General features: G+C 37.0%; 16 protein-coding genes and 3 pseudogenes. 9 read left to right on the forward strand and 10 right to left on the reverse strand.

Going from position 1 to position 18472, the window contains the following annotated elements; translation table 11 throughout:
- Positions 1-5: 5 nt before the first annotated feature.
- From CWATDRAFT_RS00480 to argB, 5 genes are all read right to left on the reverse strand, one after another.
- A complete protein-coding gene (locus tag CWATDRAFT_RS00480) occupies positions 6-2885 on the reverse strand; it encodes a plasmid replication protein, CyRepA1 family (RefSeq protein ID WP_007303124.1) in 2880 nt (959 codons plus the stop codon).
- Positions 2848-4395: an IS5 family transposase gene (locus tag CWATDRAFT_RS00485; RefSeq protein ID WP_007303125.1), complete on the reverse strand. Its 1548-nt coding sequence runs from the start codon at positions 4393-4395 to the stop codon at positions 2848-2850. The genes CWATDRAFT_RS00480 and CWATDRAFT_RS00485 overlap by 38 nt, the downstream gene beginning before the upstream one ends.
- Positions 4396-4570: 175 nt before the next feature.
- Positions 4571-4891: a DUF6679 family protein gene (locus CWATDRAFT_RS00490; RefSeq protein ID WP_007303126.1), complete on the reverse strand. Its 321-nt coding sequence runs from the start codon at positions 4889-4891 to the stop codon at positions 4571-4573.
- Between the two features lie 196 nt (positions 4892-5087).
- Positions 5088-5306, reverse strand: a complete 219-nt coding sequence (locus tag CWATDRAFT_RS00495; RefSeq protein WP_007312400.1) for a DUF4327 family protein — start codon at positions 5304-5306, stop codon at positions 5088-5090.
- Positions 5307-5515: 209 nt separating this feature from the next.
- A complete protein-coding gene (argB, locus tag CWATDRAFT_RS00500; RefSeq protein ID WP_021833433.1) occupies positions 5516-6409 on the reverse strand; it encodes an acetylglutamate kinase in 894 nt (297 codons plus the stop codon).
- Between the two features lie 141 nt (positions 6410-6550).
- Here argB and CWATDRAFT_RS00505 point away from each other — a divergent pair, with 141 nt between their 5' ends.
- Genes CWATDRAFT_RS00505 through CWATDRAFT_RS00510 form a run of 3 tightly spaced genes read left to right on the forward strand, consistent with a single transcriptional unit; the run spans position 6551 to position 9618 of the window.
- Positions 6551-7318 carry a pantothenate kinase gene (locus tag CWATDRAFT_RS00505; RefSeq protein ID WP_007303129.1) on the forward strand — a complete coding sequence of 256 codons (768 nt, stop codon included), beginning with the start codon at positions 6551-6553 and terminating at the stop codon, positions 7316-7318.
- Positions 7319-7338: 20 nt separating this feature from the next.
- A complete protein-coding gene (locus CWATDRAFT_RS39110; RefSeq protein WP_007303130.1) occupies positions 7339-8076 on the forward strand; it encodes a hypothetical protein in 738 nt (245 codons plus the stop codon).
- Positions 8077-8097: 21 nt separating this feature from the next.
- Positions 8098-9618 (forward strand): NACHT domain-containing protein, encoded by a 1521-nt coding sequence (locus CWATDRAFT_RS00510; RefSeq protein WP_007303131.1) that lies wholly within the window; start codon positions 8098-8100, stop codon positions 9616-9618.
- A gap of 1276 nt (positions 9619-10894) precedes the next feature.
- On the opposite strand, the gene CWATDRAFT_RS00515 is transcribed toward CWATDRAFT_RS00510, so the two are convergent.
- Complete coding sequence (locus CWATDRAFT_RS00515; RefSeq protein WP_007303132.1) at positions 10895-12391, reverse strand: IS66-like element ISCwa4 family transposase; 1497 nt, start codon at positions 12389-12391, stop codon at positions 10895-10897.
- Positions 12392-12460: 69 nt separating this feature from the next.
- Between CWATDRAFT_RS00515 and CWATDRAFT_RS36815 the strand changes: the two are divergent.
- A pseudogene (locus CWATDRAFT_RS36815) lies at positions 12461-13372 on the forward strand (transposase); the annotation flags it as partial.
- Positions 13373-13500: 128 nt separating this feature from the next.
- On the opposite strand, the gene CWATDRAFT_RS00530 reads toward CWATDRAFT_RS36815, so the two are convergent.
- Both CWATDRAFT_RS00530 and trpC read right to left on the reverse strand, forming a co-directional pair.
- Positions 13501-13872: a hypothetical protein gene (locus CWATDRAFT_RS00530; RefSeq protein WP_042711113.1), complete on the reverse strand. Its 372-nt coding sequence runs from the start codon at positions 13870-13872 to the stop codon at positions 13501-13503.
- Between the two features lie 81 nt (positions 13873-13953).
- On the reverse strand, positions 13954-14841 hold the full coding sequence (gene trpC / locus CWATDRAFT_RS00535) for an indole-3-glycerol phosphate synthase TrpC (protein WP_007303136.1): 888 nt from the start codon (positions 14839-14841) through the stop codon (positions 13954-13956).
- Positions 14842-15059: 218 nt separating this feature from the next.
- Here trpC and CWATDRAFT_RS39115 point away from each other — a divergent pair, with 218 nt between their 5' ends.
- The 5 genes and pseudogenes from CWATDRAFT_RS39115 (at position 15060) to CWATDRAFT_RS00560 (ending at position 17413) form a co-directional block, all read left to right on the forward strand.
- Positions 15060-15248, forward strand: coding sequence for a hypothetical protein (locus CWATDRAFT_RS39115; protein WP_007311441.1), 189 nt, complete (start codon positions 15060-15062; stop codon positions 15246-15248).
- Positions 15233-15526 carry a type II toxin-antitoxin system RelE/ParE family toxin gene (locus tag CWATDRAFT_RS00545; protein ID WP_007303137.1) on the forward strand — a complete coding sequence of 98 codons (294 nt, stop codon included), beginning with the start codon at positions 15233-15235 and terminating at the stop codon, positions 15524-15526. The genes CWATDRAFT_RS39115 and CWATDRAFT_RS00545 overlap by 16 nt, the downstream gene beginning before the upstream one ends.
- Positions 15527-15532: 6 nt before the next feature.
- Positions 15533-16117 carry a HEAT repeat domain-containing protein gene (locus CWATDRAFT_RS00550; RefSeq protein ID WP_007303138.1) on the forward strand — a complete coding sequence of 195 codons (585 nt, stop codon included), beginning with the start codon at positions 15533-15535 and terminating at the stop codon, positions 16115-16117.
- A gap of 8 nt (positions 16118-16125) precedes the next feature.
- Positions 16126-16707: a helix-turn-helix domain-containing protein gene (locus tag CWATDRAFT_RS00555; RefSeq protein ID WP_007303067.1), complete on the forward strand. Its 582-nt coding sequence runs from the start codon at positions 16126-16128 to the stop codon at positions 16705-16707.
- Positions 16708-16771: 64 nt separating this feature from the next.
- Positions 16772-17413 (forward strand): annotated as a pseudogene (locus CWATDRAFT_RS00560) (transposase).
- On the opposite strand, the gene CWATDRAFT_RS00565 reads toward CWATDRAFT_RS00560, so the two are convergent.
- A complete protein-coding gene (locus tag CWATDRAFT_RS00565; protein ID WP_007303140.1) occupies positions 17397-17729 on the reverse strand; it encodes a choice-of-anchor W domain-containing protein in 333 nt (110 codons plus the stop codon). The pseudogene CWATDRAFT_RS00560 and the gene CWATDRAFT_RS00565 overlap by 17 nt on opposite strands.
- 203 nt (positions 17730-17932) lie before the next feature.
- Positions 17933-18442 (reverse strand): annotated as a pseudogene (locus CWATDRAFT_RS00570) (IS607 family transposase); the annotation flags it as partial.
- Positions 18443-18472 lie beyond the last annotated feature (30 nt).

Here is an 18472-nt window from a genome sequence, read left to right on the forward strand (position 1 = left end):
TTTTGCTAAGCTGCACTAGTTTTAGAATCCCCAACTTTTTCAGTACGAGTACAAGTCAACCCTAACCCCACCCGTTGCAGTAGCCGGTCAATAAATCTCATTGGGTCCGTTTTTTGGGTAACGGTTAACCCCAAGTTGGTATGAATGGAGTATCGTCTAAACAAAGCCCGTTTCATAAATTCGATTACCTTCGGGTCATCCTTCGATATTTCTATGGGGTTTTCAACTGATCTCACCAATGACGGATCTCCAGTCACACCAGCTAGGGTGGGTTTCTTCAGGTTAATAAGCTCTAGCACACCCAACGCCTTAAGCTCTTCAATCATTATGGTGTAGTTCTTAATATCCGGTAAGAAGATCACCCCCTGACTAAATTGTTTTAATTTCCTAACATAGTGGCCCAAGTCGATCTCTTTAGTTATTTCAGGATGATAGTAATACCACCAGAGCTTGTGACCATTGACTCGCCTTCGTCTGTCTTTAAGTATGTTCTTATAAATAAACTCAGGGGTAAGATCAATTCCAGGAAATTCATGGCGAAGTAAAGCTTTCCTGGCCTGTCGCCTCTGTTCAATAGTAACGTTGGTTCGTAAATATTCATAGGCCATCTCTAAGGTAATATTATCTGCTGATGAAATTCCTTCTGCCTCATCTAGAATATTCTTATCTTTAGTCAATCGATGAAACTCCCCGTCAAGATTTTTTTCTTGACAAGTCTCCCCAACCGCTACAGTAAAGCCCTCTTTTTGTAGTTGTTTAAACAACATCAGGTCAAAGTTTTGACCAGCATAATTAGCCCTAGCTTTAACTTCAGAATAAAGGTCTAAATGAGGATCTATTATATTCCCTGTATCGGGGTCACACCGTTTTTCAAGTTCTTTGATTACCTCTATATCCGTCACCTCTCGTCCTAATCTTTCCGATAATATTTCAGAAGTTAAACCCCAGATACTTAAGCCATTATTATTCCGTTTAATGATCTGTTTTCTAATTACTTCTGGGTCACAAGAGTTCTCAGCGTCTTCTTTGTTTTTCCCTGTACCTGAGTGAATAGTAAAATCAATATTATTACGGTTCCTCCCCATAGCCTGAGTCACTTCTACTGGTTCTATAATTCCCCCCACAGCGACAACAAAGCCATAAGTAAAATGTTCATAAACATCTTTATGGAACACTCCATCAATCCAACCATCAATGGAGATTCCTGTACTCATGGAATTGGTATAGGTTAAGGTACGGGGTTGCTGTTCTTTGATGGATTTATTAATATTATTAGAGATAATTTCTTTGACTTCTGGTTTTTCCGTGGTGTCCCCATTAATTAACCAATGAGTTGCAGAGGGATCTAAGTTAACTAAAGCTTCATGTATCGCTTTACTGTTGGATTTAGCATCACAGAAAATAATTAAATTCTTCCCATTTTGATAACGTTCTTTTATCTCTGTCAAATCATCATCAATCTGTCCCCCATCAAACTTAATAATTCCTTTTTCGTCTCGGTATTGATTATCAACAATAAAGGTATTTCCATCAGGACAAACCCCATCGATATAATTAACTTCTACGTTGGTTAAATCCGCATCAGAGCTAACAATTAAGCCACCTCCATTAATCGCTTCTGGTAGCTTCTCTTGCAGTAACTTGAGAATATAAGACCTCATCTCTTCCAAGGTTGAAGATGATATAAGATGCTTTAAACCTTGCCTAATTTCATCAAAAATAACTAAGGCACCTGACCAATCAAAATAGGATATCTTACCCAAAGAATCGAAACATAAAGCGATAGATTCATGAAACTCTCGATGGATGTTCCCGTAGCTATCGATGGCAGTTATTTCCCATCTATCCACCTGTTCCTTATAGAGCAGAATTCGGGGAACAATGGAGATAATAGGTTTCCTTTTTTTCTTCCACTCTTTAATTAATGGCTCATTGATTTCTGAAGATTTACCTGTCTTTTTAGCAGATTTTATAAAGACTTTCCCTGTCCGAGGAATTTTAGCTAAAACCCCTTTTAACTTCGGCTGATATACTTTCAAGTTAGTCTTTCTGGTTAATTGATTCAGTTTATCTGTTATTCCATAGGAGGCTAATCTTTCGGCTCTGGCTTTAGCCTTTTTAAGCTTCTCAATGGCTGATATGTGTTTCTGTTGCTGCGCCGCTTTATTTTGGATATCTAACTCATATGAGCTTAGTTTATCATTAGCATCAGATAAGGCTTCTAGTTCTTGGTCGAGTAATAAAAGGTTATCCCATAAGGGTAACTCAAAGATATTAGATTGGGCAATTTTATTAAGCAGTCCAGTAAACAGCTTAAAGTTAACCTTGTCACTGTAGTTATATTTGACTGCTAGACTTCCCCACAAGATAGAAGCTAAGTGAATCTTAAACGTCTTAACTTGACGATACTTAGCCACAGGTAACTTTTTAATGAGGGCTTTAATCTCTGACTTAAATAAGGATTGAATGAGAGATTCTAGTCCCTGATTAAGAGTTCTTTGTCTTTCTACATCTTGGAAGGTTTCAGGGGAGAAATTATCAAACACGCCCTGACTTTCGGCATAGGTTGTTTCGACTAACTGTTTCCACTCTTTAATAGCTAATCTTTTCTCAGAGATACGGCGTAAAAGTTTCTTAATTTCAGTGATACTAGAAACTTCCTTAATTTTCGCTTTTAATTCTCCTATCTCTCTTTTAGTTCTTTGAGGATTAAAAGGTTTGGTTCCATCATCATAAACCACATAATCAAAAGCAGGAATTTCTACGGATTCGTCAACTTGACCGATAAATTTAGCGACTTTAATTCTTTCTTTTAAATAGGGTTTGCTGAAAAAGTTTCTCCAAAATTTATGCCACTTTTGACCAAGAATTTTCTGACAAATCAATAAGTTTTAGTACATAAAAATTGTTTAAAGTATAATCAAAATTAATGAAAGGCGGTTTGACGAGTTCCCCTGTTCTATTATTAGTAAATAAGGACAAAAAAAGCGACAAAAACTGCCTCAGAAGTTTAGAAAGATTGACAACTAAAAATGTAATAGCAATAGATGTAATGGAGGTTTCAGGGAGTTTTGTCATCACGAGATTTAGGCTAAATCTCACGAGATTTAGGCTAAATCTTCGTTTAGCTTGTCCAAACTTTCCCTCAATAGCATTACGGAAGCATTCATCGGAGTGGGCTTGTTTCTTTTCTTCTTCACTGACATTTTTCGGAGGTCTTCCTAACTTCGGACCACTGATTCTTATCCCTCTTTCCTTACACCAATTTCTGTTTTCCCTAGTTCGATAAATTTTATCTACATGGACGGATTCGGGATAATAGCCAAACGTTTCTTTATACTTTTCTACTTGTTCTTTTAAATGACAAGATTCATTGAAGTTTTTCCAACTTATTTTGTCTAGAAACACATAGTTATCTACACAGCTTACTGAGAGTTTAGCTCCAAACTCTATTGGTTTTCCTGCTTTTCCCCTCACTATTGGACGAATATGCGGTTGAGTTAAACTTACAATTCTTTGAGGAACACTCTGGGTCTTATTCTCCCACATTGACTGTTGTTGTTCATAAACTTTTTTGATAGTCTCTAGACAATTTTTCTGTCTTTTACTCAGATTTTCCTGGGAAGCCCCAGCTTGAATTAAGTCTTCTATATTTCCTAAATTTTTCTTAAGGTATTTTAACTGTTTCCCGATAGCTTTTCTTCTTTCTTGATAAGATACTTTTCGTTTTTTAGCTACTTTTAAGTATTCCTTTCTAGCAATTTTTCTAGAAGTTCTCGGCTTTTTTCTCAATTTTACTCTTAATGGTTTATAAAGATTATCTATTATTCTTTCTGTCTCAATTCTGGCTTGATTTAATATGCCTAAATCCGTTGGGTATTTGATGTCTGCTGGCGCACAAGTCGCATCTAAAATTAGTTTACCTTTATTTTTTATTTTTTCTCCTTTTTCTTGGAGACAATCCTTTTTTTTTACTTCTTTATCACTCTTGTCTATTTCTCTTTTTACTATTTTTTTATTGATTTTGTTTATCAATTCTCCATCAATTCTTTTCCTAAAATGAACTAGCATTGAAGATTCCAGTGGTGGCTCTTGTTGATAACAATTTAAACCTATAAAGTATTGTAGATAGGGATTTTCTCTAATCTGTTCTATAGTTTCTCTATCACTTGTTCCTAATTTTTCCTTAATAATTAATGTCCCTAATGCCATTCTAAATAGTTTGGCTGGCGCACCTTTTTCTGCTGAAAAAAGTTTAGCATATTCTTCCTCAAAATCATCCCAAGGTATCAACTCTGCCATGATTACCCAACGATTATTGGGGGACAATTTGCCCTCGAAAGGTAATTCAAATTTTTCTGGGGGCGGTAAAGGTTGCTCCTCTTTTCGATACATTTGTTCTTGACCAACAACTGGGAGGTGTTTCTACCAATTATAGCGGTTTGTAGCCGACAAAGCTGATCTTTTTTGCGATCGCGAATATGGGTGTAACCTTTTAAAGAATAGGGTTTTGCTTTTATTCAGCAAACCCTAATTAGTTATAGGAAAGCCAGAGATTAAGTCGGATGACTTAACCCTTGGGATCTTGATTAGAGTCGGGAGACTTGGGGTGAATCTGTTCTGCTTCGGGACAGTCATCAGATACGAAAATTTCTGAGTTGTATCTGGGAACAGAAGCTAATTTTTGGCTAACTGAACCAATACTTTCTAGTCTCACCATTTCTTCCCAAGAACTTATTTCTTCGTCCTCTTCGGTTTCATAGCGAATGGTCACTAAGTCCCCTTCTAGAGAAACAATAGTCGCACCTTCGATCCAACGTTGCTGATCCCGCAAGAACAGACAAACTTCTCGGCCCTCTGTACAAAGTTGATAAATCTTGCGGTGTAGCATAGCTATCTCCTTAGCAGGTAACAATCTTTGATGACTTTACCTTAACATTAAAAATCCTCTCTAGGCTACGTCACGAAGACGGTTTTTGGTAAAAAATATTGCATCATCTTGAAGGTTGGGTTTAAACAGCAAGCATAATCAGCTTTCTGGGGGATGATTGCAAAGATGGATGGATTTTAAAAAGACAAAAACTAACTTAATCTTCATCCCATGCTTCAACGACTAACACTTCGCTGACGGGATCTTGCATTGTAAAACCAAACTCTAATAGTTCTTTTTTCCAGTAAGACCAGTCATTTCCATAAAGAAGGGCTAACTTCCAGATACTGTCACTGGGTTTCAGAACGTTTGATCCTACCAGGGAGGAAACTTTGCGTTGAAACTTCATCATAGGATGAGCTACTTTATTAGTCATAGACTCAATTAATTCATGTTTACTAAATTTTACAAATGCTCTGGTGAGCAACACTTCCCCTGATGGGTTGCCGTTTGGTTAAATCGTAGATATTTATCCGAGCAGGTGATTTGAGAAGTATTTTACACTTCTTCATTTATAACTGATTTCTTGGATTTGCGCAAGTCTTTTTACTCAAAAGTTCGGAAATTACTACTCATATCTTTGATTCACGACTGATATTCCGATGCCACAATCATCGAGCCAATACCCCGATCTGTAAAGATTTCCAAGAGAATAGAGTGGGGGATACGACCATCAATAATATGGGCTGCGCGAACCCCTTGAGCCAGCGATCGCACACAACAATTTACTTTCGGGATCATCCCTCCACCCACAATACCCTGGGCGATTAAGTCTCTAGCCTGTTTAATGTCTAGTTTCGTCAAGAGTGTATTGGGGTCTTGATAGTTTTCTAGAATACCTGCGGTATCGGTCAACAAGATTAATTTTTCTGCCCCCAAAGCGGCGGCTATTTCCCCAGCCACAGTATCCGCATTAATATTATGAGCTTGTCCTGTTTCATCGGCTGCTACGGAGGAAATAACGGGGATATAATTATTATTCACTAAAGCGTCAACAATTTTGACATCGACTTTGCTCACCTCTCCAACGAAGCCAATATCTTCTTGATCCACACGACGGGCTTTAACTAAGTTACCGTCTTTTCCGCATAGTCCCACACCTTTGCCACCAGCTTGATTAATTAAAGAGACTAATTCTTTATTAACCCTGCCCACCAACACCATTTCCACCACATCCATTGTGGCAGCGTCAGTTACCCTTAAGCCGTCTTTGAATTGGGGTTCAATGCCTAATTTCCCTAACCAACTGTTGATCTCGGGGCCGCCACCGTGAACAACCACAGGATGGACTCCTACACAAGCTAGAAAAATAATATCCCGAATGACTTTATCTTTGAGGGAACTATCTTTCATGGCAGCCCCTCCATATTTAATAACGAACGTGCGTCCAGCGAATTGTTGGATGTAGGGAAGGGCTTCGCTTAAAACTCGGACACGGTTAGCATCGGCTTCTTGAATATAGTCGTTTTCGCTACTCATAAATTGGTCATAACTCATATAGCCTTAAGAATGATAGCATTGTTAAGGCTAATTTTGTCGGGAATGTAATTATAAAATATTATTAAATTATTTTTTGGGTTTAAAAATAGTCAATAAAATAAAGATAAAAAAGAAACAATTGTGAACAGGAAAATATCACAAGAATGGTTAGGTTTAATGATTGGCAATTCTCGACTTCATTGGGGATACTTTCAGGGAGAAATTTTACAAAGGACTTGGGATACTGTTCATATTCAAGAGTATGTTAAGCCTTTAGAATTACCTAACAATTTTCTTGGTTTTTCTCTGGATAATTCTTTACCTTTAATGATTGCTTCTGTGGTTCCTTCTCAAACTCAACTTTGGCAAACTTATCAAAAGTTTAATCTAGTTAGGTTAGATGATGTACCCTTAAATAATCTTTATCCAAGTATGGGCATTGATAGAGCTTTAGCTGCATTAGGTGGGGGAGAAATGTATCAGTTTCCTTGTTTAATTATTGATGCTGGTACGGCTTTAACTTTAACAGGAATTGATGGCGATCGCACTTTTATCGGTGGGGCTATTTTACCTGGGTTAAAATTACAATTTGATTCATTGTCAACCAAAACAGCAGCTTTACCTAATATTAGTTTGCCCAAGAAATTAAGCGATCGTTGGGCTAATAATACAGGAAATTCTATTATTAGTGGTATTTTATACACAGTTTTAGGTGGTATTAAAACCTTTATTGATGATTGGTTAATCAAATATCCTGAGAGTAAAATTATTTTAACTGGTGGCGATGCTACTCAATTATATGATTATTGGCAACAAGAAAATTATGAACAATTAGAACAAATAATAGTTGATCCTAATTTAATCTTTTGGGGAATGCGATCGCTTTATGTTTCAGGTTTGTACTTTTAAGAGGTTATCTATTTTTAAGGATGATGAAACGAAAATATTTACTACATTTATTTATCCTGACTTTAAGTTTATCAATTTTCTTGGGTTCTGTTAGTTCTTCTTATTCTCAAAATACTACTTCTAACTTTTCTAGTAAGCAAGTGGTGGTTAATGAGATTAAAGGATATGCACAGCGTCATGTTGATAACAATGAGAACATGAAAACTGAGGTTCTTATTGAGCTTTATCAGGATAATACTATTGGACTGACAAAAGTTCAAATTGCTGAGATTTATGAAAAGGAATATGCTCGACTAAAAGAAGTAAAACAAACAAATAGTAATAGTATTTGGACACAATTACCTAAAGGTTTATATGGATGGATTGTTGCTGGTATTCTTTTAATTTTACTAATCATTCGAGATTTAATTAAGGAGTGTATAAAAATATCAATAAAAAATCTAAGTAACTGGGTCTATAAGCAATTTTCAGGAACAGCTTTTTTTGAAGACATTGCTCTCAAACGTTATCGTCAAGCTTTGATTGAAAAATATGAAAAACTCAAGATTCCTTTTCGTCCTAATTACCCTTTGAATATGAGAACAGTTTATGTTCCTTTGAAAGTTTCAGGAAGCAAAGAATATAAATTAATTGAAGTTGATCATGCACTTAAAGATTATAAGCGTTTTGTAATAAAAGGTGCGCCTGGTTCTGGTAAATCAATGTTTTGTCGATATTTATGTCTGTCTTATGCGGAGGGTAAATTAAACGATTTATAGGATAAACCTATTCCTATTTTAGTGGAATTACATAGTTTAAAAGAATCTAAGCTAACTGTGGAAATATTAGAAAAAAAATTAGTACAAGTCTGTGCTTTAAATGATTTTCCTAAAGCAGATCGCTTTATTACTGACGGTTTGAAAAAGGGAAGATTGTTTTTACTATTGGATGGATTAGATGAAGTTAATTTTTCTCTTAGAGCAGAGGTTATTGAGATTATAAAAACTTTTATAGATACTTATGAAAAGTGCCGAGTTATTATTACTTGTCGTACAGCAGTTTATCATAATCAATTTTTTGATGTTGTGCAGCAAACTTTAGACATAGAAGATTTTAGGGATAAACAAATTAGAGATTTTCTCAAAGCATGGAAGTCTCAAATGTCTCCTGGAAAATCAGTGGAACAACTCATAGAACAATTGCGAAAACGACCAAAAATTATGGAGTTGGCAAGAAACCCTTTATTATTAACCATGATGGCTTATCTTTATACCGATACACCTTTTATTTTGCCTCATTCTCGTATCGAATTTTATCAAAAAGCAACGGAGACTTTACTTGAACTTCGGGATCAAATAAAAAATATACGTAATGAATATGAAGGAAAGAATAAAAGACGTATTTTACAATCTCTTGCTTTATATCTTTCTAATTTTCAACAATCAGATCGTCGTGAAATATCTTATGACACCATAATAAATAAACTTAAAGAAGTTCTCCCTGATCTTAATTTAAGTCCCAGTGACACCAACCCTATTATCAAAGAAATTTGCGATCGCAGTGGTTTATTATTACGTATTGACGGAGGAGAAAATTATAAGTTTGCTCATCTTAGTTTACAAGAATATTTTGCAGCAGAAGCATTAAGAGAGAAAGAACAAGAATTGATTAATAAGTTTAAAATTGATACAGTTGCATGGCGAGAAATTGTAAAATTATGGTGTGGTTTAGCCACTGATACCACTAACTTAATTCGAGAGGTTTATGAAAAAGATCCTTTAGCAGCGTTGGAATGTTTAGCAGATGCTCAAGTTGTTGATGAAACTTTAGCAAAAAAAATTATCGAACATTTTAAGCAAGAACTTCTCCATCAAGAAGATACAGAAAATATTGCCAAAGCTTTAGCTGCTGTTGCTGCTGATTATCGTCCCAGAGGATCAGCTTTATTACAGTTTCTAGTTGATATTATGAATGAGGATGATAACTCTAGTCATAAACAAGCAGCAGCGAAGACATTATCTTACACAAATTTACCTCAAGCAGTGGATATTTTAGCTAAATACTATGATAAACCCCATTTATTAGAAGTTCGTCAGGAATTAATTAGAATGGGTGACTTAGCTGTGTCAACTCTAGAATCTATTGCTATGGAAAATTGTGTCGAAGCAATGGATGATTTAGTGGCTATTGGAACCCCTGATGCTGCTGATACTTTAGAGAAATTCCTGCATGATCCTCAATTAAAACAACAAGCTGCTTGGCGGGTGACTGCTGTTTTAGATAAACTTAAAGAAGATGAAAATATCAGCGATCGCCTTTAATTTTTCTAAGAGACTGTTTGTCAAGTGAATCGATAGAGAATGGTAGGGTGTATTAGCGTAGCGTAATACACCAAAGAACAGCATTGTGGTGCGTTACGGCATAAAAACAGTAGAGAAATCACCCCAAAAATTATAGTTTGCGCTTAGCGCACCCTACTTAATATCTTTTTTAGGAACAATCTCTAATAACATGATATAATCTTAGTCAATGTAAGAAAAATCCATTAGTTATTACTACAAATAAACCGGTTTAATTAAACATAATTTCAACAGTTCGTATTGCATAACATATTTATCCTGTTTTGTCAAGATATATTTTACAAAAGTTATTTACAGGTAAAAATGAACTATAAAAAATGAAATTTAAAACCTTGAAAATTTGTAGGGATATCAAGACAAAATATTAATGAGATAACGAGGTAATCACTATTACAAGGGGGAAGCCTTATTTTTGGATATACTTAAAGCTCATCCTACCTGAAATATTTATAACACGAAAATAACCAAAATGCAAATATCAGGCAAATTTAGTTAAAATCTGGCAAAATCGATCAATCATTAAGTTGTGTAACGAGAGCAATTTTATTTAAAAATATCATAATATTACTAGAAAAGCATAATCTTTCATTATATAAAATCAGCTAACTAAATATTTCTGTTTTTATAACGGATAGAAAATTGAGATTGACTTATGATATGTAGATAAGAACACTATAGCACTAAGCATTGCGGTTAGGACGTTAATTAGATTCCTCGTTCCTCGGAATGACAATTAAAGATACAAAAAATGTCCATAGCTTATTTTTATCTTGCTATATTATAAGCCATCGAACTGATAGAAATCATGAAAATTAATAGTTTACCGCTATTTAATAGACGAAGACGCAGACAAACAAGAGAATATTTATCTAATGAAGATTATAGATAGATTTTATAAAAGTCTGCATTATGATTTGATTCTCGCTATTCTCGTAACTGCTCACCGCAACAAAAAAGTCTTATTGAAAAGCACTACAAACAACATCAGTTGAGTCAACAAAAATATAAGCCCTGTGATTTAACGTAAAATTTAAGCTAATTTATTACGGCTATTTTAATGACTAACATTCCCAGAATCAAGTCTTTTTAAAACCTCAAATAAAAACAACAATATGAGAAAAAAAAGAATAGTAAGATAGTTTTTTGTTAGCGGAGATTATCCGCTAATCCTGTGTATTTTTGTGCAGAGAGATAGGGGGATCAAGAAAAATCTATCCCCCATCGGCTCCGGAGCCTTTTACATCTCTAATCCTGGGGGACTCCGACCAGCTAATGAAAATAATTCGCATAATTGGACAATGGCATTTTGCCCCTGTAATCTCATGGTCTCTAAAAAACTGAACATTTGGGTGACTAACTCTGCACCCCAGTCGCTTCTTGCTCCCCCACTTACTTTGCGGTGAATGATAATGGGACGTAAAGCTCTCTCAGCATCATTATTATCTGGTTTGACTTCAGGATAAGTTAGAAAGGTGAACCACTCTTCCCAATGACGTTTGAGACGGTTAATCAATCTTTGTGCATCATAAGGCCATCCTTTTTTGGGAGTTGCTTTAAAAATCTTTTGCAGTGAGTTCTCGACTTCTGTTCTTTTGGAGCCTAAGTCTTCAAGGGTTAAATTTCGAGCATGATAATGACGATAATGGATACGGGCGGTTGCTAAAACTTGCTGTACATCGGCAGCAAATTCTCGATTCGCTTGAAAACGACTGGTTTTAAGGGACTCTAACTCTCGTTCTAAATGTGCCAGACATTTCTGTTTGGCCATCGCACTTTGTCTAAAGTAGGCACTATAGCAGTCACTGGTGAGGATGCCCTTAAAATCTGCTCCTAACAATTTCTCGACTTCTGCGGAGCTTCTAGTGGGAGCCAACATCAACACACAGACCTCATTTGATGTGGCTACCCAAACCCAATACTTGATGCCATCGATGCAATAACTGGTTTCGTCAACACATCGGATTCCTGGCTGCTGGATGTACTTTAACCACTGTTGGGTCAAGGGTTCTAAACTTTCTTGAAACCATTTGTGCATTTTGGCAAGGCTCCCTTGAGAAATGGGAATGCCAAAGACATACTCTATAAAATGTTCCTGTTTACGCCATGTAAGATTACCCCCATAGCCAAGCCAGCCCACGATGCTACTTAATCGCGCCCCATAACGGAATCCTTCTTTAACTCCCAATGGAACAGGACTGTAATCTGACCATCCACAACTAGGACATTTATAGAATCCGCGACGATATTCCCTGATTTCTATGGGTTGGTCTACTACTTCAGCCACTTGCTGGACTTTTTCGGGAACTACTTCATCTCGTTCCACTGAACCCCCACAAACAGGACAGTTTTCTAGTTCTAAAGTGACTATCTTATCGGGCTGACCAAAACCATTACGGGTCTTCCCTGGGTGGTCATATTTTGGTCCGCGTTTAAATCCTTTTTTGCGTTTCTTTTTGTCAGAAGGCTTTTTTAGTGGGTCTGATGATGGGGGGACTGAACTGTTTTTTGAGTTACGGTTTTTTAGCTTATCTCTCTCTTCTTTCAATTTTTCAATTTCTTGCTGTTGTGTAGAGATTTGTTGTTGTTGCTGGTCAATCAGTCTTTGTTGAAGAGATAACTGTTGTTGTGCCTTGACTAGCCACTCAATCATGAAGACATTGTTCGCCAACTGTTCATCGGCGATAGCTCTAACTAGCTTTGAATCAATGGTAGCATTTGTGGTCATAACCCCCACTATACATAAAAATCCCCGATTTTACCTTTATGTTGTCAAGACAGATTCTTTATTGCGGTGAGCAATTACAATCAAGGCAATCAACAACTAAAAAAAATCTGGCAAAGTTCTTTATTTTCTGATAAATTATCTGTCTTAGTGGCTGATAGTGACTACAGCCAAAAGGATTTTATTGGGGAACAAGTTAAGCATGAAGACGTAGTTACTATTACAAGAGTTAGAAGTGACCGAGTTTTTTATCGTCAATTTATTCGGGACCCAAATCAAGCCAAAACTTCGGGACATCCCCGTTGGTATGGGGATAAATTTGACCTTAAAGATGACCAAACTTGGACTGAACCTGATGAAGTTCATCATGTTCCCTTTACAACGAAAAAAGGTCGTCAATTAACAGTGACTATTTCGGGATGGAAACAGATGTTAATGAGAGGAACTAAAAACTATAAAATGAACAATCACCCCTTTACTTTACTCCAGATTGTTGTCAGAGATCAAGAAAGAAATAGTATTTGGAAACCTATGTGGCTTATTGTTATTGGTTCTCGGCGCGATGAGTTAAGTTTAGTTGATTGTTATCAGTGTTATCGACAACGTTATGACATGGAACATCTTTTTCGATTTGGTAAACAAAGATTATTGATGACATCTTATTTAACTCCCGATGTACATCATGAAGAAAATTAGTTTAAACTAACACTTCTTTCTTATGTAAATTTGTGGGCTGCCAGAAAATTAGCTGTGGTTTTACCCCGTGATTGGGAACAGTATTTGAAGACTAATAAATCCATCAAAATCACCCCTAGTCTAGTTCAAAGAGACTTTTCAAGAATAATTACGACCTTGGGGACTTTCGCCAAATTTCCCAAACGTCGAGGTTTTTCTTCCGGACGTATTAAAGGTTACAAAAAAGCCCCACGAACTCGTCATGATGTTATCAAGAAAGGGAGCAAAAAATCAACTGAAAACTTAAAAGCTCCTTAGTTTTCCTCAGAATCTATAGATTAGCCCTATTTGTCAGCCAATTTTATTGACTGATACAGAGCCGATATTTTGGGATTTTAGTTTAGCGTAAAATATACGCTAACAAACTTTTTTTGTCCAAAGTCCAATTAATTGTGGTGTTGATGATGATCATGACCTTCATGACCCTCGTGACTACCATGATCATGAGGTTCAGAACGAATTTCTACTGGTCCAACTTGCCATGTTCCTAAGTTAACCAAAGACATAGTTTCTAAGCCAAAGGAAACCACTCCCATACTTACTAAACCTGTGGCAATGGTTCCCATAGCTACGCTTCCAAAGGATATTAAACCCATAGGAACAAAACCAATAGCGACAATACCCATTGGTGCAACCCCAATAGCAATATAACCGGTTGGAGTAATACCAAAAGAAATCAATTTTTTTTGCTTTCCACCACCACATTCTCCTGTAGCTTGGACATCAATTAAGTCATCGGGTTGTAATTTAACTGCCATGATGGGTTCGGATAAAATTGTTCTTGCGGACACTATGTTACCAGGGACTCCCATAAATGGTCAAAAGACAGTCTGTCAAACTTAACTCTCAGAAAATAATTTAACGATCACCTGGGAAGGATCTGCTTGTTTAACTAGAGATTCTCCAATCAAAACAGCGTTAGCTCCTGCTTGTTTGACCTGTTGTAAGTCTTGGGGGCTATGAATACCGGATTCACTGACAATATAAATGCCTTTCTCTTTGATCTGATCTTGACGGGCAGTTAATAATTCTTTAGTTGTGTCTAAACTCACCTCAAAGGTTTCGAGGTTACGGTTATTAATTCCCAGTAAAGAAACCCCCTCAATAGCCAAAACCCGATCCATTTCATGCAAAGAATGAACCTCTACTAAAGGAGTCATACCCAAGGAAAGAATAATTTTAATAAAATACTGTAAATCTGAATCTTTCAGAATAGCAGCAATTAAAAGAATAGCATCGGCCCCTTTGACCCTAGCTAAATAGATTTGATAGGGATAAATAATAAATTCCTTACATAGCAAAGGAATATCAACTGCTTGACGAACTAAAGCCAGGTTATCAAAACTACCTTGAAAAAATTTACTATCCGTTAACACAGAAAGACAACTGGCCCCACCTTTAACATAAGCTTGGGCGATGGCCACCGGATCAAAGTCTTTTCGAATCACCCCCTTAGAAGGAGAGGCTTTTTTTACCTCTGCAATTAAAGCGGGTTGGGTTTTTCCTTGGCTAATAGCCCCTAAAAAATCTTTAGCTGGTGGCGCGTTTCTCTCCTGTTTCCGTAACTCTAACAAGGAGAGACTTTCCCGCATTCGTTCCACTTCTTTTTCCTTGTGCCAGACGATTTCTTCGAGGATATGGTTAGCCTCACCATTGGGATCAGGCACTTGATAACGTAAGATATCGACTTCTATGGCTGGGTTGGGGGGTCGTCGTCTGATTTGCATGGACTTTGTTAAGAAACTTTAAGAAACTAACTCAGATTTATGGCTATCTAAGGTATTGTATCCATAATTTCCTTCCCTTTACCAGACGATTTAGAAAGTTTACCGTGAACCTGGTGAGGGAAGTTACGGAGAAGGGTGGCTAAGATAAAAAAAAAGATTTTCTATATAATCTCCATAGTATCCCTAACTTTAGACTAAAGATTAAGTCGATCATCCCTATGAACACCATTAAAGAAAAAATCCAATCGATCTTGAATCAATTACCAGATGATTGTTCAATTGAAGATATCCAGTATCATTTGTATGTTCTTGAAAAAATACGTCAAGGATTACAGGTCGCTGAACGCGAACCCATATTACAACAAGAAGAAGTCGAGGGACTACTAAGTAAATGGCTTATCGAGTGATTTGGTCTTCTAAGGCTGTAGAAGATGTTGATTCCATTGCGACCTATATCGCCCGTGATTCTCCTTCCTATGCTGCTGCGGTGGTACGCCAGATTTTGGATGCTACGAGTCAGTTGGAGGATAATCCGTTAACAGGAGAGTTGATTGCCGAAGGGGATAACGACACCTTTCGGGATCAACCAGCTTATACATACCGTGTCATCTATCAAGTTGATGGTGACACTGTGACAGTGGTGGCGGTGGTGCATACGAAACGATTATTAGGTCTCAATGAATAATTAAAGATGGAAGATCAAGACATTCAAGGTTTAATTGAAGCAGTACAAAAGGCTGATTCTGCGGTGGGGTTACTCATAGCAGTTCGGTCTTTGGCTTTGAGTTGCCATGAAAAGGCGATCCCAACGTTAATCGAGGCGTTGGGATATAACAATGCTGGGGCTGCGGCCGGTGCAGTGAAAGGATTGATTAATTTAGGTGATGTTAGTGTCCCCTATCTCCTACAGCAGATTGACGGTTACAATTATGGGGCAAGGGCTTGGGCAACTAGTGCCTTGGCAGGGATCGGTCATCCTTCAGCTTTGGACCATCTCCAAGAGACAGCGTTAAGGGATTTTTCCCTGAGTGTACGCCGTTCTGCTGCGAAAGGACTGGGTTATATAGAGTGGTCTAAGTTATCGGTTTCAGAGGCTTCTGAGGGACAAAAACAGGCAACTGAGACGTTATCTAAGGTATTAGATGACCCTGAATGGGTGGTGCGTTATGCTGCGGTGGTGGGATTGCAAAATTTAGCGATTTCTGTAGATAATCAGAGTCTAGTGCAGCTTGGCGAAAGTAATCCACCAGATTTTTACAGAAACTTTCGTGACTAGCCACGACAATGTGTTTCAATGAAACTAACGGAAGAATCTCGAAGTTGATGTCCATGATAAAAGCATTGCCAATTAACCTCTCCAACCTACAGAAAACAGTACTCCAACAAATAGTGAGAGGGACAACAAACCCCTATCGCCTTGTTAGACGAGCCAAGCTAATCTTAGCCGCAGCATCAGGAGAGAGCAATAGTTCGATTAGTCGAAGATTAGAATTAGACCGAGTACAAGTGCGTCAGTGGCGATCGCGATGGTTTGAGGAGAGAGAAAAACTGAGTGCCGCCGAAGAACAACAGGTAACGGAGAAAGCATTAATGGTCTTGATCAAAGGAATTTTAAGCGATCGCCCAAGACCTGGAACAACAAAATCCTTTACGGTCGAACAAGTAGTCCAGATTGTAGAGATCGCTTGTGAAGAATGTGAAAAATCAGACAGACCAGTGAGCCATTGGACACCTTCAGAGTTGGCGGATGAAGCCATAAAAAGAGGAATTGTCGAAAAGATTTCCCCCCGTAGTGTGGGGCGTTTTTTAAAAAGAAGCGACATTACAACCACATCTCGTTCGTTACTGGTTAAATGCCAAAATTGATGATCCCTTAAAATTTAAAAAGCAAGTCAAATATATCTGTGAACTTCATCAAGAAGCTAAAACTTTGTTAGAACAAGGAATTCATTTAATTAGTACAGATGAAATGACAGGGATTCAAGCTCTTGAGAGATTATTTCCGAACAAAAGAATCAAGCCTAAACAAGTAGAAAAAATCGAATTTGAATATGAAAGACACGGAACTTTAAGCTTGATTGCGAACTGGGATATGGCAAGAGGAAAAGTTGTTAGTCCCTCTATTGGACCGACAAGAACAGAACAAGATTTTTCTGAACATATCCAGAGAACGATTAAGATTGATGAAAAAGCAGAATGGATTTTTATTGTAGATAAACTCAACACTCATAAATCGGAAAGCTTAGTCAAATTAGTAGCAGAAAGCTGTGAAATTACTATTGATTTGGGGAGAAAAGGAAAGGAGGGGATTTTGCAATCTATGGACAGCAGAGCAGATTTTTTATCAGATGAATCTCATCGAATTCGCTTTGTTTATATTCCCAAACATACATCGTGGCTTAATCAAATTGAGTGTTGGTTTTAGATCTTAGTCAGGCGTTTACTCAAAAGAATTACTGTCCGTTCAACTGAAGAACTATCCCAAAAAATTCTCAATTTTATTGATTACTTTAATCAACATTTTGCTAAGCCGTTCGTTTGGAAATTTAAGGGCTTTAAAGATCATAAGTGACTGGTGGATTATTTTTGCTAAGCTGCACTAGAGTGCTATCTGTCCAAACAAAATTATCTTGTGCTGAAGTTGGAGGAAAAGTGGTGTTGTTAACCCAGTTAAAAATTCCTTGTTCCCAAGTACCATTGTTCGCGTTGTTCCCGATGCGTCCTTCAGCAACCCAGTCTTCCTCAAAAAGCCCGCTATTTTTAGCGTTATTGAAGTCGGTATCTGTAAATGTGGGTAAATCGGTAAAACTAGCAGCTTGAGCAACTGAGGTACTAAGTCCAACCCCCATTGCAATCGTTACAGCAGCTAAATATTTATATTTCATCATGCTTCTCCGTGTATCTATCTACGTATTTACTTAAGTATATATATTAATTTTCGGGTCAATGTTAGCGTTCATGTAAACGTTCATGTAAACGTTCGTGTTTGATTTAAGAAATTATTGTTAACACTACGTATTTATACTTAGATACCCTCCATTAAAGAAGTGCCAACTTGAACAATGTACAACTGTCACGTAGACACCTAATTTCAATTGTCGACCTTTGATTTTAACTCTGCTATGATTTTCTCTGTTTTTCTTTTTGACCTTTTCAGTCCATAAATCTGAGAACAAAACGAGGTGATAATTGCGATCAAGTCTTCCATTAGTTCATCTTGTTTATCCTCGCTATGATTAACAATTTCTAATTTTTTGCTCAGTTCTTTTAAGAGAAGTTCTATGTAATTAGTTCCAAATCGGGCTAATCGATCTTTGTGTTCTACTACTAAGATATTATAATTTGGATCTACTAAAATCTTTCCTAATTGCTTGCGATCATCATTTAAAACACTCCCTATTTCTTTAACTATTTTGTAAATTTTATAGCCACGAGCTATGGAGTAATCTTTGAGTAGTTCTGCTTGGCGATCTAGATTATCTTTGTTTTCTGCACTAGAAACCCTCGCATAAATACAAGCTATCAAGTCAGATTTGGAGTTTTTTTCATCCAGAATGATGATTGTACCAGTGGGTGATTGATAACCTCTCAAATTACCTTGCTTCCACCACCTCTAGGCTGTTCGATAACT

This window comes from Crocosphaera watsonii WH 8501 (assembly GCF_000167195.1).
Classification (GTDB): Bacteria; Cyanobacteriota; Cyanobacteriia; order Cyanobacteriales; family Microcystaceae; genus Crocosphaera; species Crocosphaera watsonii.

What these genes read in the sequence shown, in the direction of transcription:
- CWATDRAFT_RS00485 (WP_007303125.1), bottom strand. Translation starts at nt 4,395, where the DNA reads ATGTATCGAAAAGAGGAGCAACCTTTACCGCCCCCAGAAAAATTTGAA.
- CWATDRAFT_RS00490 (WP_007303126.1), bottom strand. Translation starts at nt 4,891, where the DNA reads ATGCTACACCGCAAGATTTATCAACTTTGTACAGAGGGCCGAGAAGTT.
- CWATDRAFT_RS00495 (WP_007312400.1), bottom strand. Translation starts at nt 5,306, where the DNA reads ATGACTAATAAAGTAGCTCATCCTATGATGAAGTTTCAACGCAAAGTT.
- argB (WP_021833433.1), bottom strand. Translation starts at nt 6,409, where the DNA reads ATGAGTAGCGAAAACGACTATATTCAAGAAGCCGATGCTAACCGTGTC.
- CWATDRAFT_RS39110 (WP_007303130.1), top strand. Translation starts at nt 7,339, where the DNA reads ATGATGAAACGAAAATATTTACTACATTTATTTATCCTGACTTTAAGT.
- CWATDRAFT_RS00530 (WP_042711113.1), bottom strand. Translation starts at nt 13,872, where the DNA reads ATGGCAGTTAAATTACAACCCGATGACTTAATTGATGTCCAAGCTACA.
- trpC (WP_007303136.1), bottom strand. Translation starts at nt 14,841, where the DNA reads ATGCAAATCAGACGACGACCCCCCAACCCAGCCATAGAAGTCGATATC.
- CWATDRAFT_RS39115 (WP_007311441.1), top strand. Translation starts at nt 15,060, where the DNA reads ATGAACACCATTAAAGAAAAAATCCAATCGATCTTGAATCAATTACCA.
- CWATDRAFT_RS00545 (WP_007303137.1), top strand. Translation starts at nt 15,233, where the DNA reads ATGGCTTATCGAGTGATTTGGTCTTCTAAGGCTGTAGAAGATGTTGAT.
- CWATDRAFT_RS00550 (WP_007303138.1), top strand. Translation starts at nt 15,533, where the DNA reads ATGGAAGATCAAGACATTCAAGGTTTAATTGAAGCAGTACAAAAGGCT.
- CWATDRAFT_RS00555 (WP_007303067.1), top strand. Translation starts at nt 16,126, where the DNA reads ATGTGTTTCAATGAAACTAACGGAAGAATCTCGAAGTTGATGTCCATG.
- CWATDRAFT_RS00565 (WP_007303140.1), bottom strand. Translation starts at nt 17,729, where the DNA reads ATGATGAAATATAAATATTTAGCTGCTGTAACGATTGCAATGGGGGTT.